A 13,695-nucleotide genomic window follows, 5' to 3' on the forward strand; every position below is an offset into this window, starting at 1 on the left:
AAAGTTTATTTAACGAGAAACTTTATTTTGTTCAAATCATTTTGAGAAACTTGATCTTGCCATTTTAAGGATTCTTCTATTTTACCTATACCTTTTAATGAAGCATATTGTAAAAAGGCATATAGTGATTTATTAATTTTATCTATACTAGTCTCATTTGTCTTTTTTAAAGCACGGTAAACTTTACGATCTCTACCTAAGATTAAATCTTTATTTAAATCTAATAATTCTATTTTTTGAGTTAAAGCAGATTTATTATCAAAATTACTTTTTTCTAACAATGTCTTAGCTTCATTCATATAAATATCAGATAAATTAACAATCTCTTTTTTAACGTCTTCTTTAGCATAAGTTGCAAAATCTAAATATTTAACTGCAAGTCTAAATGCAGACGAAAATGACTTGTTTTCAAAATAACCTGTCATTTCAGATTTTAAAAATGATAAGTTTAATGCATAGCTTCTAATCAGTCTAGTAAGGTTTAAAATACCGTATTCATCTTGAAAACCTGTGTTAATTATATTTCCATTTGGATCCATGACTTTTAAAAAGTCATCATTAAAACGGTCTTTATACTTGTAGTTTTTATCGGTTAAATATTCTGCTGCAAGATCATCATAATTACTCTCACTAATTATAACAGGCACAAAATATTCCCAAACTAATTTGTTTGCGTTTTCATCTTCAAATAGCTTGACCTCGTACTTAACACCTTTATTGTCTTCTATCAAAACAGGATAAGCATAACTTGCAGAGTTTTCCCAAACTGCCAAAATCATCTTATCTTCCATTAAAGCCAATCTTTTAGCAAATTTAAAAGAGGTTAACCATTCTTGCGACCAAGAAAAACTAGTTACAAAAACACATAATAATAAAGCAAATACACTTTTTTTCATAGAATTAAATTTAGACCATTAATGCACAAAAACCAAACCAAACGTTATAGATTAATACGTTTTTTCATAGCTTCAACTATATTATAAGCTGCAGGACAAATGGCTACATTTTTCATTGTTAAATTTGATATTTGCTGAAACTTTTTTCTATCCGTATGCGGAAACTCGGCACAAGCTTTGGGTCTAACATCATAAATAGAACAATAATTATCGGCACCTAAAAATGTACATGGTACGCTTTGCAATACATAATCATTATCTTCATCAATACGCAAATACGTGTCGATAAATTGTTGTGGTTTCATTTTAAAATACTTAGCAATACGCTCTACATCCTTATTGGTAAATAATGGACCTGTTGTTTTACAACAATTAGCACATTCTAAACAATCTGTACGTTCAAATTCTTCTTCATGCAGCTCTTGCATGATATAATCTAATTGTTTTGGTGGTTTCTTTTTTAGCTTTGTAAAAAAGGTTTTGTTTTCCTTATGCTTATCTTTGGCAAGCTTTGGAAGGTTATTTATAAACTCTTGCATGCTACAAAAATACTATTTTACCACTATGTTTTCGCTTTCGCGGAAATGAAAATTAAAACTAAATGAAAGACCTTTTTGGAAAAGCTTTATTAGATTATTATAACGGTAACTACACCGAAGACATTATAACCTCAACAAACATTTCTGATGAGGACGAGTTACCACTTCCTTATTTATTCAGAGGTTTTAAAGACATGCCTAAACTAGAGCAAAAAGCACTAAAATTAGCAAAAGGTAAAACACTTGATGTTGGTTGTGGCGCAGGTAGCCATAGTTTGTATTTACAACAAAAAGATATTGAAGTTAAAGCAATAGATATCTCTGAAGGCGCTGTAAAAGTCGCAAAACAAAGAGGCGTTTTAAATATTGAACACAAATCTATTTTAGATGAAACCGAAACTTTTGATACTATTCTTTTACTTATGAATGGCACTGGTATTTTTCAAACCTTAAATCAAGTGTCAAGATACCTATTACACTTAAAATCTATTTTAAATAAAAACGGACAAATTTTAATTGATTCTAGTGATATAAAATATATGTACTTAGATGAAGATGGCGGATTTTGGCACGATATGAATGCTAATTATTATGGCGAATTAGATTATTACATTTCTTATAAAGGTGAAAAAGAAACACCAATGAAGTGGCTTTACCTAGACTTTAATTTATTAGATACCGCATGCAAAGCTGTTGGTTTAAAATGCGAAATGCTCGCTGAAGGCGAGCATTATGATTATTTGGCTAAAATTTTTATTTAGTCTTCCATACTAAAACTCTTAATTTAAAATTATCATCAACTAAAGACTTCACATTACTTCTTAATTTTAAATTAAACCTATTTTTAAAATAACTCATTATTTTTTCATCAAATTTATCGCCTAGTCCTTTTTTTACTGTTATCTTGTTTACACTTGAAAGATTATTGTCAAAAACAACTTCATATAGACCATAATCATTATCAAACTCATAATATTTTGATCGACTAAAATCTGACTGAAAAAAAGATAGATTACTTTCATAAAAACTTAAAGACTCTAAATTTTCCTTTCGTAGATTGTTTAAGATTTTTAATTTACTTAAATCATCTTTAGCTCGCTTGTTTTTTAAATTAACTGAAGGATTACATTCACTGATAATTAATTTATTTTCTTCAGATATATTAATATAAAAAAGCCATTCTGAATCTTTTTTTGGGTTTGGTATTGGACAAATCCCACTTGGTTCTGAGAAATAAATTATATTTGAATTGTACTTAAAATTTATTTTTTCTAAAAATTCAACCTCTATCTTTTTTGCTTGTTTAGAATTACTATGATACTCTAACACCTTAACTACTTTAGCTGTAAAAATATTATCAAAACTATTAAGTTTAGTACTTAATGTTCCGTAACTACAACTACAAGCATAGCTAACCACTGAAAAAAGTAATAGCCCTATTGTTAAAGTATTAACTTTCATAAAATCACTTAAAGATTATAACCTTTTTCTGATAATTTAGAAATTACACCTTGGTATAAATCTTTACTCCACATCTCAGATATATTACTCATGGACGCATTCATAGAATCCTGTGAGTTTACAATTTTCTGTCCTGTTTCGCTTGCATAAAATTCTTTTAAAACTACTTTATCACCTTCAGACAACTCTTCTGGTTTAAACATGTTTTGTCCTGCCTTGGTTGCATATAATGCATTCATATTTTTTACATCTTCATGCGTAAAATGTGCGCGATAAGCAGACACTATCATTTGAGCTAACTCATCCATTGCATCTGTTTTTTCTGCTTTTACTTCTGTCCAAACTTTTGCTGGTACGTTTTGAGATTCAAACTGCTCTTCTAACATTGTAAACATTTGGTCTACTACATTTTCATAATAAGCAATGGTACCATTACTTTTTATGCATTTTTTTACGTCTTCGCTATAGGCATCAACTTGTGCAAAACCTGTATTTGCTACTACTAAAAAGCAAATAAGAGTGATTATATTTTTCATTTTAAAGGTTTATTGTTATTTCAAATTTAACAATTATTATGCCAATACTAATTAAAATCAAACTTATAAGTCGCACCAGCTAAGATCTGAATACCTTGTACTGGCGTGTTTTGCCACTTGTTGTAGTTTTGAGAAGCAATATTATTTGCCTTTAAAAATGCAGACCATCTATCGGTAATGTGATAACCCACATGTGCATTAGCATCAAAATAACTATCTAAAGTTACTACTTGATTTGTTGGTGGAGCTAATAGACTTGGCACAAATAATAAATCTTTACGTTCTCCAACATAAAATAAGTTAGCTCCAGCAAACCAATGTTCGTCTATTTGATAATCTAAAAATAAAGACGCTTCAATATCTGGCAGATTCCATGCTTCTTCTTCATTTTTAACATCATAAGTAAAATATTCGACTTTTAAACCTAAGGTAAAGTTTCTGTTTACGTCTAAATTTACTTCACCTGCAACACTAAACGTGTTTACATTATCATAGGTTACACCAAAAGAATTACCATAAGTATATGGTTGTTCTGTTGCCAACACATCATTATTTATAAATAAAGCTTTGTTTTTTTCGACTTGATATCTTCCGCTAATCGTATAACTTGTATTGCTAGATAATTTTCCTCTTAATCCTCCAAATGCATTGTATTGCTGATCTGTAGGGACGACATATAAATTTGGTGACACAAACGGATTCTCTTGTGCAAAATCATGATAGTTATTTTGTATTAATCCACCTTTTACTCCTGCAAAAACGATTAAAATTTCGTCTACTAATTTATAACTTGCTGCAATATCTGGATAGACAAAAAACTTACTATCACTAGCTTCTGTATTATTAAAATAAACCGCTTTTAAACCTAAATCCACTGTTAAATCGTCTTGTTTGAGTTGTAATTTTGGATTGATTCCCACTTGAAAATTACCATAGTTTAATTCGGTTGGCGAGTAGTAATCACGGTCAAAACTTCCGCTTAAATAATCTATAAAAACTCCTGTATTTATATCTAAATCTTGAATGGTCACTGTTCCGTTTACATCGGCTTTAAATCTATTTTCTCCAGAACTATAATCGTCTCCAAATCGTCTAAACAACACACTTCCATCATTAACAATTGCATCTTCAAAATTAATATCGCCACCAACATGCGCAGTGTAAAAAGAATGACCAACGTCCAATCCATCTGCTGTTGTTTGATCAAAAATTGGTTGTTGTAAACCGTACCAATTGTAAGTTTGATATTGAAATCCACCTAAAGCTGTCCAAGTAAAATCTCTATTTCTATTAGTATAGCTTAAATTTAATTTAGAATCTGAAAAACCACTATCTGTCAACACATCTTCCACATCGCCTTGAGACGATTGATGTGCAATATGAGCACTTACAGACTGATCACGACCAATTGCATGATTTAAAAACACTTCTCCAACAATAGTTGTGTAAGTCCCAACACCTAAACTAGCATAGTTATCGTATAATTTCACTTTTTTTGCTTTGTCAACAACTGCTGCTTTACCTTTTGCTGGTGTAAATGTAGATGCTACAGGAAACGAAAAAATATTGTATTGCACTTCTTTTTTTGCACCAGTTTCGGTATCATCTAACGTTGGTGTTTCTTTTACTTTAAATGCATCCGAAACGGTTGGTGTATATGGCTTTATAACATCTATAACATCTGTATTTATAGTGTCTTGATCTCTTTCTTGAGAAAATAACATTACGGTTGTTATCAAAGATAAAAACAGTAATATGATTTGCTTTTTGTTATTAAACATAATTTAGTTTTATTGAATTATGATTGTATCTTAATCTTCAGTAATTACAGAAGAATTTGTTTTAGCTTCTTCAGCTTTTATAGTTGCTAATTCGGTTTCGGCTTCTGCTTTTACATCTTCAAAGTTGCTGAAGTTTTTAATCACACTTTCTAAAATGTAAGTCGCTTGAAACGCATCGCCTAAAGCATAAAAATTCTTTGCCATAACGATTAAGCCTTTTGCTCCGTAATATTTATAACCCGAATAATCTTTAGCTAATCGCTGTGCTACTGCATTAGACGCTTCATAATCACCTTCTTTGTTTTTAAAATAAGCACTGTAGTACAAAGCTTCTGCAGCAGTTTCACCTGTTGCGGTTTCTTCAACGTTTTGATATGCTGTTTTAGCTTTAGCTTCATTATTTGTTTTGATTGCAGAACGTGCAATGATGACGTAAGCATCGCTTTTAATTTTGTTATCTAAATTGTTGTTAGCAAGTACTTTTTCCGCGTAAGCTACAGCTTGACTAAATTGCTCTAGCTGGTAATTGGCTTGCATTAAATTAGACTGCGCAAACAGAGAATTTTGCGGGAAATTAGATTCGGCTTCCAAACGCTTTAACGTTGGTATTGCTGCATTCCAATCTTTTTGATCTAACTGAATTTGAGACAAACGTAGCAATGCTTCTTCCGTAAATTCGCTTTGTGATTGGTTTACAACATATTCAAAATGTGGTTTTGCATTATCTGTTAAGTCCTTTTTAAAATACATTTGCGCCAAATAGAAATGTGCAGAGTTAGCATGTAATCCATTAGGGAATTGGTTTAAATAGTTATTAAACTGCTTAATCGCTGCATTGGTATTGTTGTCTAAAAATTGTTTTTCGGCAGCTTCGTAAGTGTCGTTATCTAAATCGGCATCGGTAACTTCTACATAATCCAAAGTATTTACCCAAGCCGCATAAGCATCTACCTGACCTAGATCTATGTAAATTAATCGTGCAGTAGAAACCGCTTGATTGGCTTCTGCCGAATTTGGATAATTCTCTGCGACAGCTTTTAACTTAGTCAATGCGCGTTGGTTATCATTTTTATTGTAAAACACTAATCCTTGACGTAATTGCGCTTTGCTGTTAAACGGACTTGTTTTGTATTCTGAAATTAAGCGATCAAAGGTCTGAATTGCTTTAGCATCGTCACCAGATTTTACATAAGAATCTCCTAACGCATACATCGCATCATCACGTAATTTTGAATTTTTATAGGTTGAAATAAATTGCTCTAACTCACTTCTTTTTTTAGCATCTTGACTAATGTAACCATAACTCATCGCCTTTTGAAAGAACGCATAATCGTTTTCTAATTGTCCAACAGCAATTGCTTTTTCGTAAGCCGAAATAGCATCTGTATAACGACTTGATACAAAATAACCATCGGCTAAACGCAAGTAAGCATCATTCAATCTTACTTTATCTTCTTTGTGTTTTGAGATAAAACTGTTGAAATACTGTGTCGCTTCACTATACTTTTTTTGTTTAAAATAGGTGTAAGCAATATTGTAATCTAAGTTAGTATATTCTTTAGTTGAAGGTGCTTCAGTTTGTTGTTCAAACTGTTTAAAACCAATTAAAGCTTCGTTGTAATCACTTAAATTGTAATCGGTTTCGGCATTCCAAAATGTTGCACGTGCAGTAAAGGTTTGGTCTTGTTGCTCGCTTAATGATTTTTCAAACAGGTCTTTTGCATCTTGGTAATTTCCTTCATTGTACAATTCTAAACCACGATAAAACGCTACTTTTTGATACGCTACTTTACTTTCAAAACTCTTTTTGTTTTTTAATAGTTCTAATGCTTCTTTGTAGTTTTTAGAGGTGATGTAAGAGTCTATTAAAAGTGTTTCTACTTCATCTTTATATTGTGTATCAGGATATTTTTCTAAATAACCTGTTAGCACTTGTGGTACCGATTGGTAAGCGTTACCAATCTCATAACTAATCTTTGCGTAATTTAACCAAGCATCTTCTTGAATTTTTAAATCGTAATCCATTTGAGATGCATTTCTAAAAGCGTTTAATGCTTCTTGTTTTTTACCTACATGTACATAACTTTCACCTAAATGATAGTAAGCATTTTGGGCAACGCTATTATTTGCACTTACTATTTTATTAAATTCTGAAATAGCACTATCGTAATCCTTTTGCTTATAATAAGCGTAACCTAATTGGTAATAATCGGTATTGCTCCACTTACCTTTTCTACCTTGGTATTCTTTTAAATACGGAATGGCTTCGCTGTATTTTTCTAAGTTGAAATAGCTTTCGCCTATAATTTTATTAAGTTCGGAAATTTCATTTCTATCACTAGTTGGCAGTTTTTCTTTAGCTAATTCTATCGCTTTTTCAAACTTACCTAGTTTAAAATTTAAATCGGCTTGATAATAGCTTAGCTTTTCTTTGTATTTTTCTTCATCACTAACTTGATCAAAATACTTGTTGGCGCTATCATAATCATCACCTTGATAAGACATGAAACCAAGATAGTATTTTGCTTGAGAGCCATATTTTTGTGAAGTCTCTACACGCGTTAAATACTTTTTAGCATCGTTATAATTTTTGGTAACAAATGAAGCGTAACCATTATTAAAATTGAATTTTTCTCGGTCTGCTCTACTCATAGACGCTTCGTCTACTTTTTCGTACCATTTTTGAGCGTAAGCGTATTTTCCGTTTTCAAAATAATAATCGGCTACATCTAAAAAGGCTGTGTTTTTTTTAGTGCTTGTTGGATAATTTTCAACAAAATTTTCCATCATCGTATCTGCACCTTGCTGGTTTAATCTAATTGCCGAATTAGCAATGTAGAAAGCACAATCGCTTTCGATATTAGGATTATCGGTTTGCTTTTTAACCTGACTAAACAAGGTTTGCGCTGCCAAATATTGTTGATTATTAAATAGTTGAAGTGCTTTTTGATAATCGGTTAAAGGACTTGTATAAATGGCAGTTTGTTGCGCCATCATCATTACCGAAAATAGAAAAACCACTAAAAAGGTGAGCTGTTTTTTTACTAACATTGACACGTTTTTTAAATTGTAAATCAAAGATAAATTAATCTAATTGCTTAACGTTAGATTTAACTAATAATTATAAACGTAGTTATTAAATGTAGACTTTAGTTATTCTTTTTTATCTACTAAACCAAGTATACTAAAGAAAAAGCTAAACAAAATTAGTTGTACACCAAGCGCTGTAAAAATTGCAGAAGGAATTAAGAGTTTTAACACTTCAAAAGAAGAAGTTTCTGCTAAAAAGCAATAGATTAAACTTGCGCTTCCGCCAAGAATCATTAAAAATCCAACTAACAAACCTTTTTCTAAAGTAAAATATTTAAATAGGTTATTATAGTTTTTTCCTCTTGGAATTAGGTTTTGATTTGTGGCATAAATCTTTGTTAGCGCATAAAATAATATAAACTGAAACCCGATTAATATTAATGAAGACGAAACCGGCAACCATTTTATTAAATTATCTTCTGGTTTAACCACTAAATAAACTGTAGCAATTAAGGCTATTAATAATAATAACAACCCAGGAAAAAGAAACAACCATTTTGGACTGTACAGCAATAAAAAACGAAGGTGACGCCAACCATCGGGAAATGTTCTTAAATGCGCTTTACGTGTTCTTCCCGCTGGAAAAACTGTAGTTGGGACTTCGGTAATTTTAAGATTTAACATGGAGGCTTTTACTACAATTTCTGAAGCAAACTCCATTCCTGTAGATTTTAAATCTAGTGTTTGGTATGCTTTTTTATTAATACCTCGTAAACCACAATGAAAGTCGTTTATTTTAGTTTTAAAAAATAAATTCCCTATAAAACTCAGTACTGGATTACCTAAATACCGATGTAAAAAAGGCATTGAGTTTTCAATTTTTTCGCCTTTAAAACGATTACCCATTACCAAGTCATAACCTTCGCGCAGTTTTTTTACAAAAGGCATTAGGTTTTCTAAATCATGACTATCGTCTGTATCTGCAGTAATTACATATTTGCCTTGGGCTGCTTCAATTGCGCCTCTTGACGCGCTACCATAACCTTTTTCTTTTACATCTACCACTCTAGCGCCTAAAGCCAATGCTAAATTTTGAGAACCATCTGTGCTTCCGTTATCACCAATAACAACTTCTCCAGAAATATTGTTTTCTTTTAAAAAATTTAGTGCTTTTGCTATACAGCTTTCTATGGTTTCAGCTTCATTTAAACATGGCATTACTATGGATAACTCTACAGACATCTTATGCTTTTTTAATTTTAGAATCTAATATTAAAATAAATGCTGCTAATAAAACCCAATCAAAATAAAAAGTATACCTATAAATTGAATGTACGACCATTGCGATGATAATTCCGTTTAAAACCTTTAAAGTTATTGCTATTCCTAAAAATAACATTGTATTATCTTTAAAAAACATGATGCAATATAAGAGTAATAATCCTAAAGCAAGACACATTTGTATTCCGCCAAATCCTTTAATAAAGCTTTTTACAACCATTCTTACCCATGTTTTAAAGTTTGCCTTTAATAAAGGCAAAAACATACTAGATGTCATTTGGTCTACCTTGTATTGCTGTTCTAAATAATTATACCCTTGCGTGCCATAATAATCCATGTTAGCCTGATGAATTGAAGCGTTACAAATTTTTGAAAAGTTGTTCTCAAAAAAAAGATAATCGTCTACATATTTGGTTTGTATAGCTTGGTTTCTTGTTATTTTTTTATCTAACATTAAATTATATGTCCTATTAAAAAATGCTTTTTCATCAGGATTAGAAAATAGATTTTTATCTTCCGCATTAGCGATATAAAAAGGATTTGCTATAAAATGCACATAGGTCATAGCATAACCTTTAAATTCACCTATAACTATTTTATTATACGTCTTTTCTAAAAGACTACTTAAAAAAGGTGTTGCTAATGTTAAGCATAAAACAATGAATCCTTTTTTATAATTTTTAGATTGATAAACAACATAAACAAGCGCTAAAATTAATAATGGTAAAAAAGCTAAAAATTGACCTCTTGTAAATAGTAGAACAAAAAAAACAACAATTAGTTTATAAGAATTCTTAAGTGTTTTATTGGATAATAGTTTAAAAACTTCAGCAATAAAAATTAAGATTAAAGGAAACACTATAGCTTCAGAAAGCACTCTATTTACCGATAAATAAAAGTACAACCCATTTATTAAAATTGAAAACTGGATTAATAAAACTCCTACTGCTGATAGATTGATTTTTGATTTGATTGACTTTAATAAATAATTAATAGCAAATACAAAAAATAAATACTGTAAGACTAAAACTGGCACCTCATAATAATCTCCAAAAACAGTCGTTGTCAGTTTTAAGAACAGACTATAAACAGGCGACCTGTTAATTTGCATATCTAAAAACGCATAACTATCTGGATAAAAAATAGCACCAGTTATTAAGACTTTTAAAAGTCCTAAAACAAAAATTATGAGATAAATTATACGGTATTTGGTAGGCAGTAATTTTATCATTTTTTGTAAAAAGGACTAAGGTAATGCTTTAAGATTAATATAAAAACCTTTTAATAGGCTGTGACATAAAATTTTGTTTACTTTGTTATAAATAATTAAAATCGAATATGAGTCAAACCGTTTTAGAATTAAAAGATGCTAGTATTTTTCAAGGAGAAAGTTTAGTACTATCTAATGTTAATTTACAAGTCAACAAAGGTGATTTTGTTTATTTAATAGGAAAAACTGGATCTGGAAAAAGTAGTTTTATGAAAACGCTTTATGGTGATTTAAAACTAACACAAGGCGAAGGTCATATTGTAGATTTTAATTTACGCACACTTAAAGAAAAAGAAATTCCTTTTTTAAGACGAAAGCTTGGTATTGTTTTTCAAGATTTTAAATTACTAACCGACAGAACCATAAATGACAATTTAACCTTTGTTTTAAAAGCAACAGGCTGGAAAGACAAAGATAAAATGAAAGAACGCATAGAAACCGTTTTGGACAAAGTAGGTATGAAAACTAAAGGTTTTAAATTTCCGCATGAATTATCTGGAGGAGAACAACAACGTATTGCTATTGCAAGAGCATTATTAAACGAGCCAGAATTAATCCTAGCAGATGAACCAACTGGTAATTTAGATCCACAAACAAGTATTGAGGTAATGGAAGTGCTACAAGACATTAACAAAAACGGAAACACCATTTTAATGGCGACCCATGACTATGCTTTACTTTTAAAATACCCAAGTAAGACTTTAAAATGTGATGACAACAAAGTGTTTGAAGTTGTACAACGTAAAAGTTAAAATTTTATGTTATCCATTTTAATACCAACTTACAATTACTACATCTACGATTTGGTATTAAACATTCATGAAAAATGTTTAAAAGCAAACATTGACTTTGAAATTATCTGCTTAGACGATCACTCTGATTCAGATTTTACTAAAGCAAACAAAAAAATTGAAAAACTATCAAGTTGTTACTATAAAATAAGCTCCGAAAACAAAGGAAGAGTTGCAACAAGAGAACATTTAGCAAAATTAGCCAAAAATAAATGGCTTTTGTTTTTAGACGCAGATGTTATACCTAAAAACGATAACTTTATAACTAAGTATCTAAACTACATAGATCAAGATTACAAAGCTATTTTTGGTGGTTTTTATTACGATGAAAACAGCAATAAAAAACATCTTTTAAGATGGAAATATGGAAAACAAAAGGAAGAAGTAACTGCCCAAAAAAGAAATTTAAATCCATATAAGGTCATAATTTCAGCAAACCTTTTAATAGTGAAGGACACTTATCTTTCTTTATCAAAACAAGTAAAAACAAATACTTATGGCGGTGATTTAATCTTTGCTACTTTACTAAAAGAGCAAAATATAAAAACTCTACATATTGACAATGAAGTTATCCATTTAGGACTTGAGGATAATAGTTCCTTTTTAAAGAAACAAAAAGATGCAGTAAAGTTGCTGTATGACTCAGTTGAAAAAAGAGAAATAACCAAGCATGATAATAGTTTACTTAAGACACATTCTAGAATAAAAAAAATATATCTAAACCTTCTTTTTAGTTGGTTTTACAAATCATGCAATGGTATAATAGAAAAACAGCTACTAAGTAATAAGCCTAATATTTTTTTATTACAACTACTAAAGCTAAGTTATTTTAGTTTTTTATATCAAAAAAATTAATCTTTAAAAGACAAAAAATCATTGTAATCTCTAATATAATCTTCTTCATCAAACACATCTGAAGCTAGTACCAAACACACAGATCCAGATGAAAAATCTTGCAACTCTCTCCAAATTCCTTTAGGTATTAATAAGCCTTTATTTGGTTTATTTAATATTATTGAGCGTTTACTTTTACCATCATCAAGAGTCACCTCAAAGCTTCCGCTTAATGCTATAAGTAACTCTAACTGTTCTTTATGTGCATGCCCACCACGATAGGCATCACTTGGCACATCATATAAGTAATATACGCGTTTTATATCAAAAGGAATGGTATCTTTTTCTACGACAGAAAGGTTACCTCTAACATCTTTAATTTTGGGTATATCAACTAGTTTTACTGAATTAATTGTAGTATGCTCCATTTACTCTTTTTTTGATTGTAAAATGATTTTATAATAATTAATAGCATTATAACCTATACGATGTTTTTTAACAAATTCATTAGGCTTTATTTGTTGTTTTTTTAGCATTAATATTAAATATCTAATTAATTTTAAATATGCAAATCGTTTAGAGTATTTATAAAACAGTGCTGCTCTGGCTGCTATTACACGATCACTTCCCCCAAAACGCCCAGAACTTTCATAAGGATGTTGTACTATAACTTTTGGTATAAATCCTATTTTAAGATTAGCTTTATACAAGCTTCTTAACCAGATAAATTCTTCTGCAATTTCAAAAATACTTCCTAAACCAAAATTGGTGTCGAATTTTATTTTTGTCTCAATTACTTTATGATTTTTAAATGCTATTGTGACGGAGTTTGCTTTTACTAAACTTTTATAATTATGCTGTTTTTGTAAATTATATTTTTTAGCAAGTTTTCCTTCAAAATCAGACATCATAAATGTTAACACATCAAAATTTTTGTTTGTATTAAAAGCATTTTTAATGATGTTGTCAAAATTTTCAACATATTTTATATCATCATCTGCTAGTAAACAAATATCTCCTTTTGCATTTTTAAGTGCTAGGTTTCTGCTTTTAGACAGTCCTTTTTCATATGAATTAAGAACTCTTATATTATCATATTTTGAAGTTAACTCTTGCCCTTTTTCTGTTTGGTTAATTATTAAAATATTATAGTTAGTAAAATCTTTAGGAAACATAGGTTTCAAAAAGTCAAGATTACTTCTTTTCATTGTAGAAATAAGAATTTCTAAACTTAATGTATCTTGGCTAATCATAAATATATTTTAATACTTTTGGC

At 30.0% G+C, this 13,695-nt stretch carries 13 protein-coding genes; 3 read left to right on the plus strand and 10 right to left on the minus strand.

What is annotated here, in order from left to right:
- Positions 1-5: 5 nt before the first annotated feature.
- Positions 6-896: a hypothetical protein gene (locus FHS04_RS12525; RefSeq protein ID WP_106678960.1), complete on the minus strand. Its 891-nt coding sequence runs from the start codon at positions 894-896 to the stop codon at positions 6-8.
- A 44-nt stretch (positions 897-940) separates the two neighbouring features.
- The gene (locus FHS04_RS12530) at positions 941-1,435 is read right to left on the minus strand and encodes a YkgJ family cysteine cluster protein (RefSeq protein WP_027880434.1); all 495 of its coding nucleotides are present in this window, start codon (positions 1,433-1,435) and stop codon (positions 941-943) included.
- A gap of 62 nt (positions 1,436-1,497) precedes the next feature.
- Here FHS04_RS12530 and FHS04_RS12535 point away from each other — a divergent pair, with 62 nt between their 5' ends.
- Positions 1,498-2,196: a class I SAM-dependent methyltransferase gene (locus tag FHS04_RS12535; RefSeq protein WP_106678958.1), complete on the plus strand. Its 699-nt coding sequence runs from the start codon at positions 1,498-1,500 to the stop codon at positions 2,194-2,196.
- Here FHS04_RS12535 and FHS04_RS12540 read toward each other — a convergent pair.
- From FHS04_RS12540 to FHS04_RS12565, 6 genes are all read right to left on the minus strand, one after another.
- Positions 2,189-2,896: a hypothetical protein gene (locus FHS04_RS12540; RefSeq protein WP_106678956.1), complete on the minus strand. Its 708-nt coding sequence runs from the start codon at positions 2,894-2,896 to the stop codon at positions 2,189-2,191. The two genes, FHS04_RS12535 and FHS04_RS12540, sit on opposite strands and share 8 nt — an antisense overlap.
- Positions 2,897-2,904: 8 nt before the next feature.
- On the minus strand, positions 2,905-3,432 hold the full coding sequence (locus FHS04_RS12545) for a DUF2059 domain-containing protein (protein WP_106678954.1): 528 nt from the start codon (positions 3,430-3,432) through the stop codon (positions 2,905-2,907).
- Between the two features lie 47 nt (positions 3,433-3,479).
- The gene (locus FHS04_RS12550) at positions 3,480-5,213 is read right to left on the minus strand and encodes a TonB-dependent receptor (protein WP_106678952.1); all 1,734 of its coding nucleotides are present in this window, start codon (positions 5,211-5,213) and stop codon (positions 3,480-3,482) included.
- 30 nt (positions 5,214-5,243) lie between these two features.
- The gene (locus tag FHS04_RS12555) at positions 5,244-8,264 is read right to left on the minus strand and encodes a tetratricopeptide repeat protein (RefSeq protein ID WP_106678950.1); all 3,021 of its coding nucleotides are present in this window, start codon (positions 8,262-8,264) and stop codon (positions 5,244-5,246) included.
- Between the two features lie 102 nt (positions 8,265-8,366).
- Positions 8,367-9,485 carry a glycosyltransferase family 2 protein gene (locus tag FHS04_RS12560; protein ID WP_244906285.1) on the minus strand — a complete coding sequence of 373 codons (1,119 nt, stop codon included), beginning with the start codon at positions 9,483-9,485 and terminating at the stop codon, positions 8,367-8,369.
- Between the two features lies 1 nt (position 9,486).
- Positions 9,487-10,755, minus strand: coding sequence for a hypothetical protein (locus FHS04_RS12565; protein WP_106678948.1), 1,269 nt, complete (start codon positions 10,753-10,755; stop codon positions 9,487-9,489).
- A gap of 107 nt (positions 10,756-10,862) precedes the next feature.
- Here FHS04_RS12565 and FHS04_RS12570 point away from each other — a divergent pair, with 107 nt between their 5' ends.
- The gene (locus tag FHS04_RS12570; protein ID WP_027880426.1) at positions 10,863-11,546 is read left to right on the plus strand and encodes a cell division ATP-binding protein FtsE; all 684 of its coding nucleotides are present in this window, start codon (positions 10,863-10,865) and stop codon (positions 11,544-11,546) included.
- 6 nt (positions 11,547-11,552) lie between these two features.
- Entirely contained in the window at positions 11,553-12,440 is an 888-nt protein-coding gene (locus FHS04_RS12575) for a glycosyltransferase family 2 protein (protein WP_106678946.1), read from the plus strand.
- Here FHS04_RS12575 and FHS04_RS12580 read toward each other — a convergent pair.
- Both FHS04_RS12580 and FHS04_RS12585 read right to left on the minus strand, forming a co-directional pair.
- Positions 12,437-12,847, minus strand: coding sequence for a sugar 3,4-ketoisomerase (locus FHS04_RS12580; protein WP_106678944.1), 411 nt, complete (start codon positions 12,845-12,847; stop codon positions 12,437-12,439). The genes FHS04_RS12575 and FHS04_RS12580 overlap by 4 nt on opposite strands.
- Positions 12,848-13,672 (minus strand): glycosyltransferase family 2 protein, encoded by an 825-nt coding sequence (locus FHS04_RS12585; RefSeq protein WP_106678942.1) that lies wholly within the window; start codon positions 13,670-13,672, stop codon positions 12,848-12,850.
- Positions 13,673-13,695: the final 23 nt, after the last annotated feature.

Origin of the sequence: Mesoflavibacter zeaxanthinifaciens subsp. sabulilitoris (assembly GCF_014191595.1) — a bacterium.
In the GTDB taxonomy this organism is placed as follows: Bacteria; Bacteroidota; Bacteroidia; order Flavobacteriales; family Flavobacteriaceae; genus Mesoflavibacter; species Mesoflavibacter zeaxanthinifaciens.